The following is a 20,345-nucleotide window of genomic DNA, read 5'->3' as shown; positions in this document are numbered from 1 at the left end:
ATGGCAATGAACGTTATCGCAAGAAGGGCACTGAAGGTCTTCTGTGAGCGATACCCCAAGGCGCGGACCCCTTTGGGGACTTGGTATGAGATCGTGTCCAAAGGCGATTGGAGCGGTCCGGCCGACTTGAAGAAGGCGTTCGGAAACAACGTGGACTTCGTTGGCGATAACAGAGCGATCTTCGACATCGGCGGCAACAAGTATCGCCTTGTGGTTCATTTCTCCTACACATTCAAAACTGCTCTCATCAAGTTCGTCGGCACGCACAAAGAATATGACGGAATAGACGCGGAGACCGTGTGATGATGGACGTAAGGCCTCTTCGCAATGAACAGGATTACGATTGGGCTATCGGCGAAGTATCTCGTTATTTCCAGGCCGAGCCGGCGCCTGGCACGCCCGATGGTGATCGCTTCGAAGTTTTGTCTTCACTCATCAAGGAATACGAAGACAATCACTTCGCGACCTCGCGCGGCGATCCAGTCGACGTTCTCCATTTCGCGATCGAGTCCATGGGACGGTCGCAGTCAGAGTTGGCGGGTCTGATTGGTCGCAACAGAGCGTCCGAGATCTTGAATCGTGTCCGTCCGCTGACGCTGGACATGATCCGCATCATCAGCAAGGAATGGAGCATTCCAATTGATGCTCTCACCGCTCCCTACGAACTGACGCGCGCGCATGCTTGATCTCATGCCCGGCTTCCGCGGGCGCCACGCTCAATTCTAAGCCGGCTTTCCAGCCTCCCCCAGCACCCGCTGCGCGATCGCCACCACCTCGCTCGCTGCGATATCGCGCATGCAGCGGTGGTCGTTCATCTTGCAGACCGTGCTTTGGCAGGGCTGGCAGGGCAGCACTTCCTTGTCCTGGACCACGGTCGCGGCGAGACCGTTGAGGGGGGCCCAGAGATAGGGGCTGGTCGGGCCGAAGATGCCCATGGTGGGCGTGCCCAGCGCAGCGGCGATGTGCATCAGGCCGGAATCGTTGGAGATGGCGACGCCGGCCGCCGCCATGGCCAGCACGCCGTTGCGCAGATCGTTGCCGGTGAGGTCCCGCACGCCTGAGCCGCCGGCCGCGACGATCTCCTGGGCCAGCCCCTTTTCCGCGGGGCCGCCGACCACCCAGACCTCGAGGCCGCGCTCGACCAGCAGCCGGGCGGCCTCCGGATAGTAGGTCCAGCGCTTCGAGACGCCGACCGAGCCGGGGGCCAGCGCCACTGCCGCGCCGGCGCCGATTCCGTTGGCCTGCCGCCAGCGGACGATATCGTCGGCCGGGACCCGCAATTGCGGTACCGGCCATTCCGCCGGCAGCGGGGCGCCGTCGGGCTGGGCCAGGGCGGCGTTCTTGTCGATGAAGCGCGGCAGCTTCTTCTCGCCCCAGCGCCAGCGGTTGAGCAGGCCGAACCGGAACTCGCCGACGAAGCCGACCCGTTCAGGAATGCCGGCGAGGGCGGGGGCGATGGCCGCCTTCCAGGTCCGGGGCAGCACCAGGGCCGTGCCGTAGTTCCGCTCGCGCAGGAGTTTCCCCAGGGCGAGCTGGCGGGCGACGGCGAGGCGTCCGCGCGGCAGGTCCCAGACGATCCCCTCGCGCACGCCAGGCATGTAATCGACCAGCGGGGCGCACAGGGAGGTGGTCAGAAGATCGACCGGCCGGTTCGGCCAGCGCTCCTTGAGGACCCGGACAACGGTGTGATTCCGGACGAAATCGCCGATCCACATGTAGGGAATGATCAGAATCGGGCGGGTGTCGCTCCGATCTGCATCTCCGCTAAGTGTCGAATCTTGGTTCATTCGTTAATAGGGCCGAGACGATCTGATTGTGGCGGTTCGGTAGCCGCTCCAGGCCGGCAGGTAAAGCCGGCAGACCACTCAATCCCAAAACCGCTTACACTTTGGCGGCTCATGCGCTACGGCAGGACCGGGCCGCAAAGATCGGGCAGGGATTTCGGAATGTTGCTGGTGACCGGCGGGGCCGGTTTTATCGGGTCGAATGTCGTGGCCGCGCTCAATGACGCGGGCAGCAGCGACGTCGTGGTCTGCGATTTCCTGGGCAACGAGGGCAAGTGGCGGAACCTCGCCAAGCGCCAGCTTGTGGATATTGTCCCGCCGGCCGAGCTGATGGACTGGCTGAAGGGCCGCAAGCTCGAGGCTGTGATCCATCTCGGGGCGATTTCCGCGACCACCGCGACCGACGGCGACCTCGTGTTCGAAACCAATTTCCGCCTGTCGATGCGCCTGCTCGATTGGTGCACGGCGGGCGCGGTGCCGTTCATCTACGCCTCCTCGGCGGCAACCTATGGCGACGGTGAGACGGGATTTGACGACGACGCCTCGCTGCCGGCACTGAAGAAACTGCGGCCGATGAATCTCTACGGCTGGAGCAAGCACATGTTCGATCTCGCGGTCGCCGGGCGCGTAGCGAACGGCGATCCGCTCCCGCCGCAATGGGCGGGCCTGAAATTCTTCAACGTGTTCGGCCCCAACGAGTATCACAAGGGCTCGATGATGAGCGTGCTGGCGCGCCGCTTCGACGACGTCAAGGCAGGCCGCGTGGTGCAGCTGTTCAAGTCGCATCGCGAGGGCATCGCCGACGGCGATCAGCGCCGCGATTTCATCTATGTCGACGACGTCGTGCGCGTCGTGATGTGGCTGCTGGCGACGCCGTCGGTATCCGGCATCTTTAATGTCGGAACCGGCAAGGCGCGCAGCTTCAGGGATCTGATGTTGGCGGCCTATGCGGCGCTCGGCACCAGGCCCAACATCGAATATATCGACATGCCCGAGCAGATCCGCGGGGCCTACCAGTATTTCACCCAGAGCGAGGTCGATCGCCTGCACCGCGCCGGCTATAACGGCGGCTTCACGACGCTCGAGGATGCGGTGAAGGCCTATGTCGGGGATTACCTCGACCGGCCCGACCGCTTCCGCTGAGGCCTTTTGACCATGCCGACGCCCATTCTCGATTTCGACGCCCTCGCGCAGGCCATCTCAGGCCGCACGGTGCTGTGCATCGGCGACATCATGCTGGACGAGTTCGTCTATGGCGAGGTGTCGCGGATCTCGCCGGAAGCGCCGGCGCCCGTCATCGCGGCCCAGCGCAGCGAGATCCATATCGGCGGCGCCGGCAATGTCGCGCGCAATGTCGCCTCGTTGGGCGCGCGCTGCATCTTCGTCGGCCTCGTCGGCGAGGACGATGCCGGTGCACGGCTCAAGGCGGCGCTGGACGGGCACGCCGGCATCGAAAGCGTGCTGGTGTGCGATCCCACGCGCCCGACCACGCGAAAAGTCCGCTTCGTCTCCGAGTATTTTTCCACGCACATGCTGCGCGCGGACTGGGAGCAGGCGGCGCCTGCTTCCGATGACATCGAGACGAAGCTGATCGAGGCGATCCTGCCGCAGATCGCGCGCGCCGACATCGTGCTGCTGTCGGACTACGCCAAGGGCGTGCTGACGGCGCGCGTCATCCGCCACGCCATCGATGCCGCGCGAAAGCTCGGCAAGCCCGTGATCGTCGATCCCAAGAGCCTGAACTGGGCGATCTATCGCGGCGCCACGCTGCTGACGCCCAATCGCAAGGAGTTCTCCGAAGCGACCCGCAGCCGCGCCGAGACGGTGCAGAGCATCGTCGAGGCCAGCGAGGACGTGATGCGGCTCGCCGATTGCGAGGCGATCCTGGTCACCCAGGGCGAGCACGGCATGACGCTGGTGCCGCGCAATGGCGCGGCGGTTCACGTTCCGGCTTTCCCGGTGAAAGTGCGCGACGTCTCCGGCGCCGGTGACACCGTCGCCGCCGCGCTCGCGGTGTCGCTTGCTACAGGCGCGGATTGGGACACGGCGCTGCGCATGGCCAATGCCGCTGCCGCCGTCGCCGTCGGCAAGCAAGGCACCGCCAGTGTGAGCGCGGCCGAGCTGCGCCGAAAGATCCTGCCGCATGCCACTCTGGCGGCCGAGGAGAAGATCGTGCTCGAGCCGGCCGCACTCGATGCGCAACTCGCCGAATGGAAAACACAAGGCCAGCGCGTCGGCTTCACCAATGGCTGCTTCGACATCCTGCATCCCGGCCACGTCAAGGTGCTGACCGCGGCGCGCGCCGCCTGCGACCGCCTGATCGTGGGGCTCAACAGCGACGACTCGGTGCGGCGGCTCAAGGGCGCCGAGCGGCCGGTCCAGGACGAGCGCGCGCGTGCCGAGGTGCTCGCCGCGCTCGAGGCCGTCGATCTCGTCGTCATCTTCGAGGAGGACACGCCGATCGACCTGATCACCCGGATCAAGCCTGGCGTGCTGGTGAAGGGCGGCGACTACACCCGCGAGCAGGTGGTCGGCCACGAGGTCGTCGAGGCCGCGGGCGGCACCGTCGTGCTGGTCGACATCCTGCAGGGCTTCAGCACGACGGCGCTGGTCCATCGCGCCCGGGGAGGAGGCAAGTGACGGCACTGGCACGCGAGACGACCGGCGGAATGTTGCTTCGCCGCCTGCGCAGCCCGGCGGCCTGGCGCGAGACCGTCGATATATTTGCGGTCCTGACCGCGGCCTCGCTGCCGTGGTCGACCTCGCTGGCGGGGATATTCAGCGCGCTGATGCTGATTTGCATGGTGCCGTTTCTCGACGTCCGCGCGTTCCTGCAATCCTTGACGCGTCCGATCTGCGCGGCCCCGATCGCGCTGGTCCTGCTCGCGCTGGTGGGGACGCTGTGGTCGGACGCGAGCTGGGGCGCCCGCTTCTATGCGGTCAATCCGACCATCAAGCTGCTGGTGCTGCCGGTGCTGTTCTATCATTTCGAGCGCTCGCCGCGCGGGCGCTGGATCTTCATCGCCTTCCTGGCGTCCTGCGCCCTGCTGTCGGTGATGTCCTGGCTGGTCGCCTTCTACCCGAATCTCGCGCTCAAGACCGATCCGGCCGAGCGCGGCATCTTCGTCAAGAATTACATCAACCAGAGCCAGGAATTCGCGCTTTGCGCGGTCGCGCTCGCCTATCCGATCGTGATGCTGCTGCGTGAGAAGCGATACTGGTTCGCCGGGCTGCTGACGGCGCTGGCACTGAGCTTCTTCGTCAACATGACGTTCGTGGTGGTGTCACGCACAGCGCTCGTCACCGTTCCGATCATGTTCGGCGTGTTCGCGCTGCTTCATCTCAAATGGCGCAGCATCGCGCTCATCTCCGCCACATTGCTTGTCGCCGCTGTTCTCGCCTGGCAGGCCTCGCCATATTTGCGCCATACCGCCGAGAGGTTTTCCGACGACTACACGCGTTACATGGAAAAGGGCGAGCCGACCTCGGCGGGGCTGCGGCTCGAATTCTGGCGGAAGTCGCTCGGCTTCTTCGCCGAGGCGCCGATCATGGGACACGGCACCGGCTCGACGCGCGGATTGTTCGAACGCGTTGCGACGCCCGCCGGTCAGTACCAGGCGTCCGCCGAGGTGATCGGCAACCCGCATAACCAGACACTGAACGTTGCCGTGCAATGGGGCGTGATCGGCATCGCCGTTCTCTACGCGATCTGGATATTGCATCTACGCTTGTTTCGCGGCGACGGGCTGGCCAACTGGATCGGGCTCCTGGTGGTGGTGCAGAACGTCTTCACCTCGCTGTTCAACTCCCATCTGTTCGACTTCCACGAGGGCTGGATGTACGTCATCGGCGTCGGCGTTGCCGGCGGCATGGTGATCCGGGCGCAACAGGCCAAGGCGAAGACGGGGGAAGCCGGTTCCTGAAAGGCCGCGCGGCTGGCAAGTCCTGTCCAGATGGGCTATCAGCGCGGTCAGGTTGCATCTAACTGGGTTTTCATCGGTCGGCGGATGACGCGTCTTTCGCATCTCACCTTGCGCAATTTCCTAATCGCGCTCCACGACCTGCTGGCGACCGCGGCGGCGCTTTTTGCCGCCTTCTATCTGCGATTCGAGGGTGGCGACGGCTTCTTCGAGCGCCTGCCGCTGCTGTTTCAGATCCTGCCCTACTTCCTCGCCTTCAGCGTGGTCGTGTTCTTCATCTTCAACCTGACCACGACGAAATGGCGCTTCATCTCGCTGCCTGATGCGCTGAACATCATTCGCGTCTCGTCCGTGCTGACGGTCGCCCTGCTGGTGCTCGACTACATCTTCGTCGCCCCCAACGTCCGCGGTGCCTTCTTCCTCGGCAAGGTGACGATCGTCCTCTACTGGTTCCTCGAGATCTCGTTCCTCAGCGCGCTGCGCATGACCTATCGTTACTTCCGCTATACGCGGGTGCGGCGTCACGCCAGGGGCGAGGAGGCCGCGCCGACGCTGCTAATCGGCCGCGCCGCGGATGCGGAGGTACTCCTGCGCGGCATCGAGAGCGGGGCGATCAAGCGCATCTGGCCGGTCGGCGTGCTGTCGCCGTCGAGCTCGGATCGGGGCCAGTTCATCCGCAACGTGCCGGTGCTGGGCGGCATCGATGACGTCGAGGACGTCGTCGCCGACTTCGCCAAGCGCAATAAGCCGATCGCGCGCCTCGTCATGACGCCCTCGGCATTCGAGCCGGAAGCGCGTCCGGAATCGATCCTGATGCGGGCGCGCAAGCTGGGTGTGATCGTCAACCGGATGCCCTCGCTCGAGAGCGGCGATACGCCGAGGCTCACGGCCGTCGCGGTCGAGGACCTCCTGCTGCGGCCGAGCGAGACGATCGACTATGCGCGCCTGGAAGCGCTGATCAACGGCAAGGCGGTGATCGTCACCGGCGGCGGCGGCTCGATCGGGTCGGAGATCTGCGAGCGTGTCGTCGCCTTCGGCGCCGCGCGGCTCCTGATCGTGGAAAACTCCGAGCCTGCGCTCTACGCCATCACCGAAGCGCTCGCCGCGCGAGGGGCGGCTGCCGAAGTCGAAGGGCGGATCGCCGACATCCGCGACCGCGAGCGCATCATGCGCCTGATGGCCGGGTTCAAGCCGGACATCGTGTTCCACGCCGCCGCGCTCAAGCACGTGCCGATCCTCGAACGCGACTGGAGCGAGGGCGTCAAGACCAACATCTTCGGCTCGATCAACGTTGCGGATGCCGCCGTTGCCGCCGGCGCCGAAGCCATGGTGATGATTTCGACCGACAAAGCGATCGAGCCGGTGTCGATGCTCGGCCTGACCAAGCGTTTTGCGGAGATGTACTGCCAGGCGCTGGATCACGACCTCGCAGCCGGGGCGCACGGCGCCAAGCCGCCGATGCGGCTGATCTCGGTCCGGTTCGGCAACGTGCTGGCTTCGAACGGCTCGGTGGTTCCGAAATTCAAGGCCCAGATCGAGGCCGGCGGCCCGGTGACGGTGACGCATCCCGACATGGTCCGCTACTTCATGACCATCCGCGAGGCCTGCGATCTCGTCATCACCGCGGCCACGCATGCGCTCGGAACGCACCGTCCTGACGTCTCCGTCTACGTGCTCAACATGGGCCAGCCGGTGAAGATCGTCGATCTCGCCGAGCGCATGATCCGCCTTTCCGGGCTGCAGCCCGGCTACGATATCGAGATCGTGTTCACGGGCATGCGGCCGGGCGAGCGCCTGCACGAGATCCTGTTCGCCACCGAGGAGCCGACCCGCGAGATCGGCGTTGCCGGCATCATGGCCGCGCAGCCGAACGAGCCGCCGATGCAGACGTTGCGCAAATGGATCGCGGCGCTGGAGCAGGCGATCGCACGCGACGATCGCGCCACAATCAGGACCATCCTGAAGGATGCGGTGCCCGAATTCGGGTCGACCGCGGCCTGACCATGCAGCCTCGGGGCAAGATCGTCGTCGCGAGCCAGCATTATCCGCCGGATACGAGCACGACGGCGGCGATCATGGCCGACATCGCCTGCCGTCTCGCCGCCGAGCGCGAGGTCGTCGTGCTCTCGGGCTGGCCGGGCGCATTGCCAGCCTTGCAGACCGGCCCGGGCAAGCCGCGTGTCATCGCAATCAAGAACCGCATGGCGGGCAAGGCGGCGCTGGTGCGGCGCGGGGTCTCGGAGCTGCTGTTCGCGGCGCGCACGTTCTTTGCCTTGCTGCGCGAGCTTAAGGCAGGGGACGTTGTGCTCACGGTCACCGCCCCGTTCATGCTGCCTTACGCGGTGGCGGCGGCAGCCAGGTTCAAGAGCGCGCGCTCGGCGCTGATCATGCACGACCTCTTTCCCGACGTGCTGGTGATGGCGGGCCTGCTGAAACCGGGCTCGTTCGTGACGCGGACGATGCGCGCCGCCAACAGCCTGATGTTCCGCGCCCTCAATGCCGTCATCACCATCGGCCGCGACGCTGAGCGGCCGCTGCTGAGCTATGCCGGCATGACGGGGAACAAGATCCGTTTCATCCCGAACTGGGCGACGCTCGTGCCCGCGTCGCGGCCGGTCAGTTCGGACAACCCGTTCCGCAAGGCGCTTTCGGCGCGCTTCATTGTCGGCCTGTCGGGCAATCTCGGGTTCACCCATGATCCGGAGATCGTGTTCGAGGCGGCGCGGCTTTTGAAGGACGAGACCGACATTCGCTTCCTGCTGTCCGGCTGGGGCATCGGCTTCGAACGGCTGAAGCAGTTGCAGGCGGCGGCGAACCTGCCCAATGTCTCCTTTGTCGGGCGGGTCGAGGATGCCGAGCTCGAGGCGTTCCTGGCGTCCGCCGATCTCTGGATCATTCCATACAGGAAGGACGTTGCGGGGGTGTCGGTGCCGAGCCGGTTCTACAATCTGCTGGCTGTCGGCCGTCCCGTGGTGCTGGTGTCCGAGCCGGAGGCCGAGGCCGCCTTGACGGTGGTGGAGAACGGGCTCGGCTGGGTCGTGACGCCGGGCCGGCCGGACCAGCTCGCCGCTGCGATCCGCGCGGCGTCCCGTCCACCGACGATGCGATGACGGAGCGCGCGGTGAGGACGGCATTGCGATTCGACCGGACGACGGCGATGAACGCCTATGCCGGTGTGATCGACGAATTGTTGCACACCCCGAACCTTTCGGAGCAACGATGAGCGAGAAGAAACCGGTGGTGCTGGTGACGGGAGCGAGCGGCTTCGTCGGCCGTCATGTCGTGCCGGCGCTCCAGCGCGAGGGATGGTCGGTCCGCCGCGCGGTTCGCCGCGCGGAAGGTGCCGACGACGAGGTCGTGATCGAAACGATCGGTCCCGAGACCGATTGGCAGGCCGCGCTGGAAGGCGTCAACGCCGTCGTTCATCTCGCCGCGCGCGTGCACCACAAGCACGAGGAGCATGCGGTCCAGCTCTACCGCAACGTCAACATCGCCGGCACGCTGCATCTGGCGCGCTGTGCGGCGACGGCCGGCGTGCGCCAGTTCGTATTCATCAGCACCGTGCTCGTGCACGGCCGCAGCAACGAGGGCCGCGCCCCGTTCAGCGAGAGCGACATCCTGACGCCGCGCGGCCTCTACGGCATGTCCAAGGCTGCGGCCGAAGCGGGCTTGAGGACGCTGGCGCGCGACAACGACATGAAGATCTCGGTGATCCGGCCGCCGCTGGTCTATGGCGCCGGCGCCAAGGGCAATTTTGCGCTGCTGACGCGCGCGGTCCAGCTCGGGCTGCCGCTGCCCGTTGCCGCGATCCGCAATCACCGCGCCTTCCTTGCCGTGCAGAACCTGTCCTCGTTTATCCTGCGCCGGCTCGGCCATCCCGATCCCACCAGCAATTTCGAGATCTTCCTCGTCGCCGACAGGGAGCAGGTCTCGACGCCCGAATTCATCACCCGTCTGGCCGAAGCGTCCGGCAAGAACCTGCGACTGTTCGGTGTGCCGCCGGGCCTGCTCAGCACGCTGCTCAATGTCATGGGCCGGCAGGATACGCATGACAGCCTGATCGGCTCGCTCGAGCTCAACATCTCGAAGGCGCTCGCGACCGGTTGGCAGCCGCAGGTCTCCCTCGACGAGGGGTTGCGGCTGGCGCTGTCGGCTCAGGATGCCTGAGGGCGGGAAAAGCGTCGCAGCACGAAGGCGACCCCGAGCGCGCCTGCGATCACGGAGACGATCGTGACGGTCGTCGAGCCGGCGCGAACGCTGACGATGGCAAGCAATGCCAGCACGAGATTGAGTGCGAACACCTCGCCGATCACCTGCTTGACCGTGAAGCCATTGTCGGTGGCGCGCTGATAGAAGTGCGTGCGGTGTGCCGACCAGAATGGTTCGCGCCTGATGATGCGGCGAAACAGCGTGATGGTGGAATCCGCAAGATAATAGGCGGGCAGCAGTAGCGCCGCGGCGGGCTGTCCGTGCCAGGCGAGCTCCAGCAGGCACCAGCCGAGCAAGAGGCCGATCGGCAGGCTGCCGACATCGCCCAGGAAGACCTTTGCGGCGGGACGGTTGAACGGCGCAAAGCCGAGCATGGCTCCGCACAGCGCGGTGGCGAGCAGCGCCGCGGACGGCGAGAGGTCGCCATACCATCCGAGCAATCCCAGCGCGGCCGTGACAGGCACCACCTCCGCCACGGTCATCAGGTCGAGCCCGTCCATGAAATTGACGAGGTTCACGAACCAGATGCCGGCGAGCAGGACGAGGCCGCGCTCGAGCGCGAGCGGCAGCGCCGGCACGATGCGCGCGGTCTCCGGTGTCGTGAAGACGACGGCGGCCACGGCTCCCGCCTGCAGCACGAGGCGGAGCAGCACGGGCAGGGGCCTGATGTCGTCGACGAGCCCGACCATCGCGATCACGACGGCGGAGCCGATCAGAGGCAAGGGAATCGCGCCGTAGGTCCAGGCCGCCCAGGACGCAGCCACCAGCAGCGTGGCCGCGACAACCGCGATGCCCGCACCCTGCGGGGTTGGTATCTTGTGCGACGAGCGTGCGTTCGGACGCGCCAGTGCATAACGCTGCAGCAGCGGCATGCTCTGCCAGGTGACGCAGGCCGAGATCAGTGCAGCCAGCACGGCCGGCGCAAGCGCGAACAGCACCAGCCCGGCCGCAAGGTCCGGACCCGCGACGAGGGTCGTCACTCCGGTACTCCGATCGGCTTCGACCCCTGCGCGGCTTTCTCCGCGCTGAGGATCCAGACCAGGCCGCCGAACGCACCGACGATGAAGGACACGGCGCCGAACAGCAGCGAGACGTTGACGCCCTCGTTGGCGGCAAGTCCGGCGAAGCCGAACGCCAGGCCCATCGTGGCTTCACGCACGCCCCAACCGGCAATCGAGATCGGCATCATCGTGATCAGCATCACGGGCGGCACCAGCAGGAAGACGTCGCTGAAGCGAACCGGGGCCGCAATCGACTGCACGACGCACCAGGCGATGACGACGGCGAGCACGTGAACGAGCACCGACAGGATTGCGATGATCGGTCCGCGGCTGCGGCTGAAGATCACGCGGTTCGCGATCACGGCACAGGCGTGAATGTGATGCGTGGCCCACCAGGTCTTCAGCCAGCGCCATTTCAGCGCGCCGAAAACCAGGAAGCCGAGGCCGCCGGCGAGCGCCAGGAAATCGATGAGCAGCAGCGCCGAGCGCCCGTGCGGATCGGTGATGAGGGTGTAGCTCCAGGGCAGGCTCGCGACGATGAGAATCGCGAGCGCGATCAAGCCGATCGCGCGGTCGACGAAGATCGAATAGGTTGCCGCACGCCAGCCGGCGCCGGCGCGCGCCACCAGCCAGAGCCGGACCGCGTCGCCGCCGATCGCCGACGGCAGGGTCTGGTTGAAGAAGGAGCCGATCACGTTGTAGCGCATGGCGCGGCCGAGCTCGAGCGGCGCGCCGCAGACGGCGCTAATCTCGCGCCAGCGCAGCACGCCGACGAAGATCTGCAGGAAGGTGACCGCGATCGCGGCGCCGATCCAGAACAGGCTGGTCACGGTGAAGCGCGAAAACAATTCGGACAGATCGACCTTTCGCAGCGCCAGATAGAGCAGCGCCGCGGAAATCACGATTTTGGCCGTCGACAGCAGGATTCGGCGCATCTCGCCCGCATGAACAGGGTTTGCGAAGATTTGAGGCAACCCGACGCGAGCGCCGAATTCGGCCGCTTTGGTATGGTTTTGGCGCCGATCTTGCAATAGCCCTCGTGAGGCTCTCGTGAGCCCTCGTGGGGGGCATTATGGAGCGCATACAGCGGGCCTATTGCGATCACCTTGAGGTGACGGCTAAACAGGATCGGGCTAGGGATCCCCAGGGAACAGGATGACGGATCAGGCGATTTTGGTCACCGGGGCCGCCGGCTTCATCGGCTTTCACGTCGCCCGGCAGCTCCTGGGCGAAGGCCGCACCGTCGTCGGGCTCGACAATCTCAACGCCTATTACGATCCGGCACTGAAGCGGGCGCGCCTCACGCTATTGCAGAACGAGCCCCGCTTCTCCTTCGTCGAGGCCGATCTTGCCGACCGCGAGACGATGGCGGCGCTGTTTGCGCAACATCGTTTTACGGAGGTCGTGCATATGGCGGCGCAGGCCGGCGTGCGCTACTCGATCGAGCAGCCGCACGCTTATGCCGATTCCAATCTGGTGGGCTTTCTCAACGTGCTCGAAGGCTGCCGCAACAGCGGCTGTCGTCATCTCGTTTACGCCTCGTCATCCTCCGTTTATGGCGCCAACACAAAATTGCCATTTGCGGTTGCGGACCGGACCGACCATCCCGTGAGCTTCTACGCCGCGACCAAGAAGGCGAACGAGGTGATGGCGCAGTCCTACAGCCATCTCTATCGCCTGCCGGTCACGGGCCTGCGCTTCTTTACCATTTACGGGCCATGGGGACGGCCCGACATGGCCATGTTTCTGTTCGTAAACGCCATCATGGCGGGCAAGCCGATCCGGCTGTTTAACCATGGCCGAATGCGTCGCGACTTCACCTATGTTGATGATGTCACACGTGTAGTATCCAAGCTGATCGATCTTGTGCCTGCGGACGATCCGGCTGCCGCAAATGCGCCGTTTAAGCTCTACAATGTCGGCAATCACCATCCGGAGGAACTGATGCACGTCGTCGGTCTTCTGGAGCGGGAGCTGGGCCGGACGGCGATCAAAGAATTGCTGCCGATGCAGCCGGGAGATGTGCTGGAAACGTTCGCGGATGTCGAGGATCTGATGCGCGACACCGGCTTTGCACCGTCAACGCCGATCGAGCATGGGGTCCATAATTTTGTCACCTGGTATCGGGACTACTTCAAGGTTTGAGATGACGATGGACAAACGCATTATCCCCCTGATCATGTGCGGCGGTGCCGGCACGCGGCTGTGGCCGGCTTCGCGCGAGGTGCGGCCAAAACAGTTCCTGCCGCTGTTCGGCACGCGCTCGACTTTCCAGGACACGCTGCTGCGCGTTTCCGATCCCTCCCTGTTCGACCGGCCGATCGTCATCACCAATGCGTCCTATCGCTTCATGGTGCTGGAGCAGCTCGCCGAGATCGGCATCGAGGCCGACGTGATCCTCGAGCCGATGCGGCGCGATTCCGCACCTGCGATCGCGGCCGGCGCCGTGTTCGCGCAGAACCGCGCCAGTGAAGCCATCGTGCTCGCGCTCGCCGCCGATCACGTCGTGCAGGACAATGCCGCTTTCGTTGCCGCCTGCCGCGAGGGCCGTAACGCCGCGAGCACCGGCCGCATCGTCACCTTCGGCGTCAAGCCGGAGCGGCCGGCGACCGAATACGGCTATATCAACCCGGGCGAGGTGATCTCCGGCGAGGTGCATGCGGTCGCGCGCTTCGTCGAGAAGCCGGACGCGGTGAAGGCCTCCGACTACGTCAATTCGGGCTATCTCTGGAACAGCGGCAACTTCATGTTCCCGGCCAGCGTGCTGCTCGATGAGTATCGCAGGGTCGATGCAGGAAGCGTCGAGGCCGTCACCAACGCGGTCAACAATGCCGGCCGCGATCTCGGCTTCGTCACGCTGGAGCCCGAGGCGTTCGGCGCGGCCAAGGCGATCTCGATCGACTATGCCGTGATGGAGAAGACCTCGCGCGCAGCCGTGGTGCCGGTGTCATGCGGCTGGTCCGATGTCGGCTCCTGGCACGCGGTGTGGGAGCTCTCCGACAAGGACGCGCAGGGCAATGCCTCGCACGGCGCGGCGGTGTTCGAAGACTCCCGCAACTGCAACGTCACCACCGACCAGGCGCTGGTCGCGCTCGAGGGCGTCGACGATCTCGTCGTGGTCGCGACCGCGGATGCGGTGCTGGTCTCGCGCCAGAAGGATGCCAACGGCCTGAAGCGTCTCGTCACGAAGTTGAAGGCGGTCGCGCCGAAGGTCACCGAGGAGCATCTCAAGGTGCATCGGCCCTGGGGCAGCTATCAGTCCGTCGACAATGGCGAGCGCCACCAGGTCAAGCGCATCGTGGTGAAGCCGGGCGGGCGGCTGTCGCTGCAGAAGCACCATCATCGCGCCGAGCACTGGATCGTGGTCCGCGGCGCCGCCCGCGTCACCGTCAACGAGGCCGTGAAGACCGTGCACGAGAACGAGTCGATCTACATCCCGATGGGCGCCGTCCATCGGATGGAGAACCCCGGTAAAATCATGCTGGAACTGATCGAGGTCCAGACTGGAAGCTATCTCGGGGAAGACGACATCATCCGGATTGAAGACGACTATCAAAGGTCGTAACCAGCAAACTCCGAATCACGTGACCCGGGCCAAAGACGCGATATTTTTCGGCTTAAGGCCCGGGGAACGTGTAACTTTTTGAATCAAATCGTGTCCGGGCCGCCAAGGCGGCATTCGCCACAAATGTGGCGTCCGTGCTAGAAGCGCGCCGGGGATTTGCGTTGAATCGGGGTTTACTCAGATGAGTTCCAAAGGGTCTGCACCGGCAAAGGCCGGCTTGCGCGTCGGCGTCATTGGCGCCGGCGTGATGGGGAGCAACCACGCGCGCGTGCTTGCGGGTCTTCCCGGCGTCAGCCTCGTCGGCGTCGTCGATCCTTCGCCGGCACATCGCACACGCGCGACGGAACTTGCCAATTGCGCAAGCTTCGAGACGCTCGACCAGCTCTTCGCCGAAGGCGTCGACGCCGTCACCATCGCAGCTCCCACCCATCTGCATCACGAGGTCGCGCTCGCCTGCATCGCCAGGAACATTCATGTTCTGGTCGAGAAGCCGATCGCATCCACGGTGGAGGAGGGCCGCGAGATCGTCGCTGCCGCGCAAAAGGCCGGCGTCACGCTGATGGTCGGCCATGTTGAGCGCTTCAATCCGGCGGTTGCCGCCGTCAAGCAGGCGATCGCGGGCGAAGACATTCTTTCCATCGCGATCACGCGCGTCGGCCCGTTTCCGCCGCGCATGTCCAATGTCGGCGTCGTCATCGACCTCGCCGTGCACGACATCGACCTGATCCGCTGGTTCACCGAATCCGACATCGTCGAGGTGCAGCCGCAATTGTCGAGCGCGGTCGCCGAGCGCGAGGACATCGCGCTGCTGCAGTTCCGCACCGAGAGCGGCGTGCTCGCCCACATCAACACCAACTGGCTGACGCCGTTCAAGGCGCGCAGCGTCACGGTCGCGACGCGCGGCAAATACGTGATGGGCGATCTGCTCACGCGCCAGGTCACCGAGTGCTTCGGCTTCAAGCCTGACGGCAGCTACTCGATGCGGCATCTGCCGGTCGGACATGACGAGCCGCTGCGCGCGGAGCTGATCGCGTTCCTCAAGGCGGTGCGCAACGGCGAGACGCCGGCGGTCACCGGCGACGAAGGCGTCGCCAGCCTCGAGATCGCGACGCAGTGCCTGGAGACGCCGTCGCGGCCCGCGGCCAAATCGCCCGCCCTCAAGGGCCCGCGCCGCGTCGCCGGCTGAACCCTTCATCCATGTCGACCATTCAAGAAGGCGCCAAGAGCCAGGTCATGAACCAGCATCTGCGTTCCGAACCCATTCCCTTCATCGACGTCGCCTCGCAGCGCCGCCGGCTCGGCGCTTCGCTGGATGCCGCGGTCAAGCGCGTTCTCGACCACTGCCAGTTCGTCAATGGCCCTGAAGTCGCCGAGCTCGAGAAGCAGCTCGCGACTTATAGCGGTGCCAAGCACGTGATCGGCTGCGCCAGCGGCACCGACGCGCTTCTCATGGTGCTGATGGCAAAGAACGTCGGCCCCGGCGATGCCGTACTGTGTCCGTCCTTCACCTTCATCGCGACCGCGTCGCCGGCGGCACGGATGGGCGCGACCCCTGTCTACGTCGATGTCGACGAGACGACCTTCAACATGAGCCCGGAGTCGCTCAAGCGCGGCATCGCAATCGCCCGCAAGGCCGGCCTGAAGCCGGTTGCGGTCATTCCGGTCGATCTGTTCGGCCAGCCCGCCGACCACGATGCCATCGCCGAGATCGCCAGGGCCGAAGGCCTGTTCGTGATCGACGACGCCGCGCAAGGGTTCGGTGCGAGCTACAGGGGCCGCAAGCTCGGCACCTTCGGGCTCGCCACCACGACCAGCTTCTTCCCCGCAAAGCCGCTCGGCTGCTTCGGCGACGGCGGCGCGATCTTCACCGATGACGACGATCTCGCGGCCACCTTGCGCAGCATCCGCGTGCACGGGCAGGGCGTCGACAAATACGACAACGTCCGCCTCGGCCTGACCGGCCGGCTCGACACCATGCAGGCCGCGATCCTGATCGAGAAGCTGAAGATCTTCGACGACGAGATCGCCGCCCGCAACAAGGTCGCCGAGCGCTACGCGCGGGGCCTGAGCAACGTCGTGACCGTGCCGCGCCTGGCACCCGGCAACACCTCGGTCTGGGCGCAGTACACGATCCGCCTCCCTGAGGGCACCGACCGCGACGGCTTCGCTGCCGCGCTGAAAGCCCAGGGCGTGCCGACCGCGATCTATTACGGCAAGTCGATGCATCAGCAGACCGCCTACAAGCAATATCCGGTCGCCGAGGGCGGCCTGCCCGGTTGCGAGAGCCTGTCGCAGGACGTCATTAGCCTGCCGATGCACGCCTATCTGACCGAAGCCGATCAGGAGCGAATCATCGCCGCCGTCCGCGGCGCGATTGCGGGCTGATCGCTTACCCTCTCCCCCTGTGGGAGAGGGTGGCTCGCCGCATAGCGGCGAGACGGGTGAGGGGTCTCTCTCCACGCGGTATGCGCTGAGAGATACCCCTCACCCGATTGAGTTTGCATCTACCAGCCTCGCTGCCCTCTCCCACAAGGGGAGAGGGCACGGCAATGCGCATCGCAGGCCGAGCGCCCGTCTTTTTTGATCACGTCAAACTTCAAAGCCTTATCGTTAGGCTGATTAGTCTCTAAAACAGACGCATGCTCGGACGCATCTTCACAGTCGGCGGATACACGCTGCTCTCGCGGCTGACGGGGTTTGCCCGCGACATCATGCTCGCGGCGATCCTCGGCGCCGGCCCCGTGGCCGATGCCTTTTTCGTCGCGCTGCGGCTGCCCAATCATTTTCGCGCGATCTTCGCCGAGGGCGCCTTCAACGCCGCCTGGGTGCCGGCCTATGCGCATGTCCATGGCGAGAAGGGCGCGGCGGCGGCGCGCCTGTTCGCCGACCGCATCTTCACGCTGCTGCTGGCCTCGCAGGTGGTGCTGTTGATCGTCGCCTGGCTGTTCATGCCGCAGGCCATGAGCATCCTGGCGCCGGGCTTTTCTGAGGACGCCGAGCAGCGCAAGCTCGCGATCGAGCTGACCCGGATCACCTTTCCCTATCTCCTGCTGATCACGCTGGTGACGCTCTACGGCGGCATGCTCAACGTGATGCAGCGCTTTGCCAGCGCCGCGGCGGCCTCGATCTTCCTGAACGTTTCGATGATGATGACGCTGGCGGTCGCCGTCTGGTTTCCGAGCGCGGGCCATGCGGCCGCCTGGGGCGTCCTGATCTCCGGCTTCCTGCAATATTTCCTGCTCGCCGGCGATCTCGCTCGCCATGGCGGCCTGCCGCGATTTGCGCCGCTCAAGCTCGACGAGGACGTCCGCGGCTTCTTCAAGGCACTCGGCCCCGCGACGCTGGGCTCGATGGGCACGCAGGTGGCGCTGTTCGCCGACACCATCATCGCGACCTTCCTGCCGGCCGGCGCGCTGTCGGCGCTCTATTACGCCGATCGGCTCAACCAGCTTCCGATTGGCGTGATCGGCATCGCCATCGGCACCGTGCTGCTGCCGGAGATGTCGCGGCGGATCACCGCCAACGACCATGACGGCGCGATGAAGGCGCAACGCCGCGCTTTCGATTTCACGCTGCTGTTCTCGATCCCGTTCGTGGCCGCGTTCCTCACCGTGCCCGACGAGATCATGCGCGCGCTGTTCGCGCGCGGCGCGTTCTCCAAGGCCGACGCGGTCGCCGCCGGCGGCACGCTCGCGGCCTACGCCATCGGCCTGATCCCGTTCGTGCTGATCCGCAGCGCGGTTGCGACCTTCTATGCGCGCAAGGATACGGCGACGCCGGTGCGGGCGTCGCTGACCGGCATCGCCGTCAACGTCGCGCTGAAGGTTGCTTTGATGGGATCGCTGGCCCAGATCGGCCTTGCGCTTGCGACCGCCATTGGCGTCTGGACCAATCTGTTGCTGGTGCTGTTCTTCGCCGTGCGGCGCGGCTTTCTCGTGCTCGACCGCGCCTGGCTGATGTCGCTGGCCAAATTCCTGCTGACAGGGATCATTCTCGCCGCCGCCTTCTGGCTGATCGCGCACTTCAGCGCTTCAGCTCTCGCCTCGATGCGCTTCCACGACGAGTTGACACTGGTCCTACTGGCCGTCGGTGGCACGATCGTCTACGCGCTTGCGATCCTCATCCTGTTCGGCCGCAGCTGGCTGGTCTCGCTGGTGCGCGGCTAGGCGTGTGCCGAGAGCCAACACGCCCAGCCCGCCGTCACCGCGCCGAAGAATCGCTTTGAACGCGGCCAACGCCGTGAGCGGATGGACCGTTTGTTGGGCCTCGGATGCACCAGGGGTCTACAGTGCGTCATGCCTCGCGGGGCGGCCTTCATGCGGTTCGCCAATCGTGATACGATATTCAGGTACCGTCCTCAGGTAGCAACGCGATGAGGCAGTGACCATGTCATTTCGCTCTCCCTGGTCCACATCTTGGATCGACCAGTTCGCCACCAGCAATGCCGACCTGCTGATCCTGATCGGCCGCATCCTGCTTGCATGGGTGTTTGTTGGAAGCGTGTATGGAGCACTTTCCAACTTCAGTGGCTCAGTGGGTTATTTTCGATCGCTCAACCTTCCAGTGCCGCAGCTGTTCACGACGACCACCGTCATCCTGGAAATACTGATATCGGTTGGTTTGATACTCGGCATTGGTACGCGCTACTGCGCAATTTTGATCTTTCTGTTTGTATTGTCGGCGACTGCAATCGCACATCGTTACTGGGAATATCCCGCCGGTCCGCAACAGATCGGGCAGTACAATAATTTCCTGAAGAACATCTCGATATCAGGAGGCGCTCTGTTGATCCTGGTCACCGGAGGAGGCCGGTTCTCCCTCGATCGGAGGCCGGCAGGCTAAGCAGCGTTGTTCGTTTCAGCCGTTTCCTCAGCCTGATAGCCAATAACTTGCTTCGAGTGAGCATCGTCGGTCCCAGTAGGGTTGCGAGAGGTTGCAGCCGCACGATGTGCCGCTTGGTCCGTTCGTCTTGACGCCATCAACGCGAGGCGCAGCTCTGCCAGCTCGGCAGCTGCCAAGCCGTGCCTTTGCGGCCGTTACTACGTCACTTCGCCTTGTGCCTGAAAGCAACTTCGAGCAGATGGCTGACGAGATCTGAGAGCGGCTTCAGGCGCTCGCTTATTATCCTGAAGGAAAGCATCAGCCACGTCGCGAGCGCGGCACACCACAACAGGATTTCCAATGTTTCGGGCATGAGGACACCCATCAAAGCAATTACTGGAAATCCAAGCAGTGTTGCCGATCTGAACCCACCCGACAAGTCCTCCTAAAAGTGGCAACATGCTGAAACACTCGGAAGAACCGTTAGCTCGCCATGACATCGCCCAAGCACGGCGTCTGAGTGTACGCCGGGAAGCTGGACCATTCTGCTGCTGGTGCTCTTCTTTGCCGCGCGGCGCGGCTTTCTCGTGCTTGACCGCGCCTGGCGGATGTCGCTCGCAAAATTCCTGCTGACCGGGATCATCCTCGCCGCATCGTTCTGGCTAATTGCGCGCCTCAGCGGTTCAGCTTTCGCCTCGATGCATTTCCATGATGGGTTGACACTCGTCCTGCTCGCCGTCGGCGGCACGATTGTCCATGCTCTCGCGATCTCATCCTGTTGGCCGCAGCTGGCTTGTCTCGCTCGTGCGCGGCTAGGCAAGCAGGTGCTCGCCCCCAGGGTGCAACGGACATCGGCACATCTCTTGATTTTGCGCGATTGGCGTGCTAAACACGCTGCATGATTAAATGCTCGCGCACCGTCAACCGCAACCACATGACCCGCTTCGGCTGGGCCGTGGAAGGAGTCGTGCGCTAGCAATTCGACGACGACATCTTTTCCACCAGGCCCCGCCGGCATCGGATGGGGCCTTTTGTTTGGCCACGC

The 20,345-nt window shown here is 64.8% G+C and carries 18 protein-coding genes and 1 pseudogene; 15 read left to right on the top strand and 4 right to left on the bottom strand.

Going from position 1 to position 20,345, the window contains the following annotated elements:
• Nucleotides 1-6: 6 nt before the first annotated feature.
• Nucleotides 7-303, top strand: a complete 297-nt coding sequence (locus tag A3AS_RS0109665) for a type II toxin-antitoxin system HigB family toxin (RefSeq protein WP_026201842.1) — start codon at nucleotides 7-9, stop codon at nucleotides 301-303.
• Complete coding sequence (locus A3AS_RS0109660; RefSeq protein ID WP_026201841.1) at nucleotides 303-686, top strand: type II toxin-antitoxin system HigA family antitoxin; 384 nt, start codon at nucleotides 303-305, stop codon at nucleotides 684-686. The genes A3AS_RS0109665 and A3AS_RS0109660 overlap by 1 nt, the downstream gene beginning before the upstream one ends.
• A gap of 36 nt (nucleotides 687-722) precedes the next feature.
• Here the strand turns inward: A3AS_RS0109660 and waaF are convergent, their stop codons facing one another.
• A complete protein-coding gene (gene waaF / locus A3AS_RS0109655; protein WP_026201840.1) occupies nucleotides 723-1,787 on the bottom strand; it encodes a lipopolysaccharide heptosyltransferase II in 1,065 nt (354 codons plus the stop codon).
• A 159-nt stretch (nucleotides 1,788-1,946) separates the two neighbouring features.
• On the opposite strand from waaF, the gene rfaD reads away from it, so the two are divergent.
• The 6 genes and pseudogenes from rfaD (at nucleotide 1,947) to A3AS_RS0109625 (ending at nucleotide 9,871) form a co-directional block, all read left to right on the top strand.
• The gene (gene rfaD, locus A3AS_RS0109650) at nucleotides 1,947-2,927 is read left to right on the top strand and encodes an ADP-glyceromanno-heptose 6-epimerase (protein ID WP_018317389.1); all 981 of its coding nucleotides are present in this window, start codon (nucleotides 1,947-1,949) and stop codon (nucleotides 2,925-2,927) included.
• A gap of 12 nt (nucleotides 2,928-2,939) precedes the next feature.
• Nucleotides 2,940-4,424 (top strand): D-glycero-beta-D-manno-heptose-7-phosphate kinase, encoded by a 1,485-nt coding sequence (gene rfaE1, locus A3AS_RS0109645; protein ID WP_020508654.1) that lies wholly within the window; start codon nucleotides 2,940-2,942, stop codon nucleotides 4,422-4,424.
• A complete protein-coding gene (locus A3AS_RS0109640; RefSeq protein WP_018317387.1) occupies nucleotides 4,421-5,707 on the top strand; it encodes an O-antigen ligase in 1,287 nt (428 codons plus the stop codon). Before rfaE1 ends, A3AS_RS0109640 begins: the two co-directional genes overlap by 4 nt.
• 84 nt (nucleotides 5,708-5,791) lie before the next feature.
• Nucleotides 5,792-7,705, top strand: coding sequence for an SDR family NAD(P)-dependent oxidoreductase (locus A3AS_RS0109635; RefSeq protein WP_026201839.1), 1,914 nt, complete (start codon nucleotides 5,792-5,794; stop codon nucleotides 7,703-7,705).
• Nucleotides 7,706-7,707: 2 nt separating this feature from the next.
• Nucleotides 7,708-8,927: pseudogene (locus tag A3AS_RS0109630) on the top strand (glycosyltransferase family 4 protein).
• Nucleotides 8,924-9,871 (top strand): NAD-dependent epimerase/dehydratase family protein, encoded by a 948-nt coding sequence (locus A3AS_RS0109625; RefSeq protein ID WP_018317385.1) that lies wholly within the window; start codon nucleotides 8,924-8,926, stop codon nucleotides 9,869-9,871. Before A3AS_RS0109630 ends, A3AS_RS0109625 begins: the two are co-directional and overlap by 4 nt.
• On the opposite strand, the gene A3AS_RS0109620 is transcribed toward A3AS_RS0109625, so the two are convergent.
• A complete protein-coding gene (locus A3AS_RS0109620) occupies nucleotides 9,859-10,893 on the bottom strand; it encodes a glycosyl transferase (RefSeq protein ID WP_018317384.1) in 1,035 nt (344 codons plus the stop codon). The two genes, A3AS_RS0109625 and A3AS_RS0109620, sit on opposite strands and share 13 nt — an antisense overlap.
• A complete protein-coding gene (locus A3AS_RS0109615) occupies nucleotides 10,890-11,849 on the bottom strand; it encodes a lysylphosphatidylglycerol synthase transmembrane domain-containing protein (protein WP_018317383.1) in 960 nt (319 codons plus the stop codon). The genes A3AS_RS0109620 and A3AS_RS0109615 overlap by 4 nt, the downstream gene beginning before the upstream one ends.
• Before the next feature lie 220 nt (nucleotides 11,850-12,069).
• Between A3AS_RS0109615 and A3AS_RS0109610 the strand changes: the two genes are divergently transcribed.
• The 6 genes from A3AS_RS0109610 (at nucleotide 12,070) to A3AS_RS0109585 (ending at nucleotide 19,321) form a co-directional block, all read left to right on the top strand.
• On the top strand, nucleotides 12,070-13,059 hold the full coding sequence (locus tag A3AS_RS0109610; protein WP_018317382.1) for an SDR family NAD(P)-dependent oxidoreductase: 990 nt from the start codon (nucleotides 12,070-12,072) through the stop codon (nucleotides 13,057-13,059).
• Nucleotides 13,060-13,066: 7 nt separating this feature from the next.
• Nucleotides 13,067-14,479, top strand: a complete 1,413-nt coding sequence (locus tag A3AS_RS0109605; RefSeq protein ID WP_026201837.1) for a mannose-1-phosphate guanylyltransferase/mannose-6-phosphate isomerase — start codon at nucleotides 13,067-13,069, stop codon at nucleotides 14,477-14,479.
• Between the two features lie 181 nt (nucleotides 14,480-14,660).
• Entirely contained in the window at nucleotides 14,661-15,665 is a 1,005-nt protein-coding gene (locus A3AS_RS0109600; RefSeq protein ID WP_018317380.1) for a Gfo/Idh/MocA family protein, read from the top strand.
• 11 nt (nucleotides 15,666-15,676) lie between these two features.
• Nucleotides 15,677-16,864, top strand: a complete 1,188-nt coding sequence (locus A3AS_RS0109595) for an aminotransferase class I/II-fold pyridoxal phosphate-dependent enzyme (protein ID WP_018317379.1) — start codon at nucleotides 15,677-15,679, stop codon at nucleotides 16,862-16,864.
• Between the two features lie 254 nt (nucleotides 16,865-17,118).
• Nucleotides 17,119-18,645 carry a murein biosynthesis integral membrane protein MurJ gene (gene murJ / locus A3AS_RS0109590; protein WP_018317378.1) on the top strand — a complete coding sequence of 509 codons (1,527 nt, stop codon included), beginning with the start codon at nucleotides 17,119-17,121 and terminating at the stop codon, nucleotides 18,643-18,645.
• 220 nt (nucleotides 18,646-18,865) lie between these two features.
• Nucleotides 18,866-19,321, top strand: coding sequence for a DoxX family protein (locus tag A3AS_RS0109585; RefSeq protein ID WP_020508653.1), 456 nt, complete (start codon nucleotides 18,866-18,868; stop codon nucleotides 19,319-19,321).
• Nucleotides 19,322-19,523: 202 nt separating this feature from the next.
• On the opposite strand, the gene A3AS_RS48225 is transcribed toward A3AS_RS0109585, so the two are convergent.
• Nucleotides 19,524-19,673 (bottom strand): hypothetical protein, encoded by a 150-nt coding sequence (locus A3AS_RS48225; protein ID WP_183235447.1) that lies wholly within the window; start codon nucleotides 19,671-19,673, stop codon nucleotides 19,524-19,526.
• Between the two features lie 181 nt (nucleotides 19,674-19,854).
• Here A3AS_RS48225 and A3AS_RS0109575 point away from each other — a divergent pair, with 181 nt between their 5' ends.
• Nucleotides 19,855-20,202 (top strand): hypothetical protein, encoded by a 348-nt coding sequence (locus A3AS_RS0109575; RefSeq protein ID WP_026201836.1) that lies wholly within the window; start codon nucleotides 19,855-19,857, stop codon nucleotides 20,200-20,202.
• Nucleotides 20,203-20,345: the final 143 nt, after the last annotated feature.

The organism is Bradyrhizobium sp. WSM2793, from assembly GCF_000379585.1.
Taxonomy (GTDB): domain Bacteria; phylum Pseudomonadota; class Alphaproteobacteria; order Rhizobiales; family Xanthobacteraceae; genus Bradyrhizobium.
The sequence above is the reverse complement of the archived record's forward strand: the minus strand, read 5'-3'. Positions and strand labels throughout refer to the sequence as shown.

What these genes read in the sequence shown, in the direction of transcription:
- murJ (WP_018317378.1), top strand. Translation starts at nt 17,119, where the DNA reads ATGCTCGGACGCATCTTCACAGTCGGCGGATACACGCTGCTCTCGCGG.
- A3AS_RS0109600 (WP_018317380.1), top strand. Translation starts at nt 14,661, where the DNA reads ATGAGTTCCAAAGGGTCTGCACCGGCAAAGGCCGGCTTGCGCGTCGGC.
- waaF (WP_026201840.1), bottom strand. Translation starts at nt 1,787, where the DNA reads ATGAACCAAGATTCGACACTTAGCGGAGATGCAGATCGGAGCGACACC.
- A3AS_RS0109635 (WP_026201839.1), top strand. Translation starts at nt 5,792, where the DNA reads ATGACGCGTCTTTCGCATCTCACCTTGCGCAATTTCCTAATCGCGCTC.
- A3AS_RS48225 (WP_183235447.1), bottom strand. Translation starts at nt 19,673, where the DNA reads ATGCCCGAAACATTGGAAATCCTGTTGTGGTGTGCCGCGCTCGCGACG.
- rfaE1 (WP_020508654.1), top strand. Translation starts at nt 2,940, where the DNA reads ATGCCGACGCCCATTCTCGATTTCGACGCCCTCGCGCAGGCCATCTCA.
- A3AS_RS0109625 (WP_018317385.1), top strand. Translation starts at nt 8,924, where the DNA reads ATGAGCGAGAAGAAACCGGTGGTGCTGGTGACGGGAGCGAGCGGCTTC.
- A3AS_RS0109610 (WP_018317382.1), top strand. Translation starts at nt 12,070, where the DNA reads ATGACGGATCAGGCGATTTTGGTCACCGGGGCCGCCGGCTTCATCGGC.
- A3AS_RS0109595 (WP_018317379.1), top strand. Translation starts at nt 15,677, where the DNA reads ATGTCGACCATTCAAGAAGGCGCCAAGAGCCAGGTCATGAACCAGCAT.
- A3AS_RS0109585 (WP_020508653.1), top strand. Translation starts at nt 18,866, where the DNA reads ATGTCATTTCGCTCTCCCTGGTCCACATCTTGGATCGACCAGTTCGCC.
- A3AS_RS0109665 (WP_026201842.1), top strand. Translation starts at nt 7, where the DNA reads ATGAACGTTATCGCAAGAAGGGCACTGAAGGTCTTCTGTGAGCGATAC.
- A3AS_RS0109660 (WP_026201841.1), top strand. Translation starts at nt 303, where the DNA reads ATGATGGACGTAAGGCCTCTTCGCAATGAACAGGATTACGATTGGGCT.
- A3AS_RS0109615 (WP_018317383.1), bottom strand. Translation starts at nt 11,849, where the DNA reads ATGCGCCGAATCCTGCTGTCGACGGCCAAAATCGTGATTTCCGCGGCG.
- rfaD (WP_018317389.1), top strand. Translation starts at nt 1,947, where the DNA reads ATGTTGCTGGTGACCGGCGGGGCCGGTTTTATCGGGTCGAATGTCGTG.
- A3AS_RS0109605 (WP_026201837.1), top strand. Translation starts at nt 13,067, where the DNA reads ATGGACAAACGCATTATCCCCCTGATCATGTGCGGCGGTGCCGGCACG.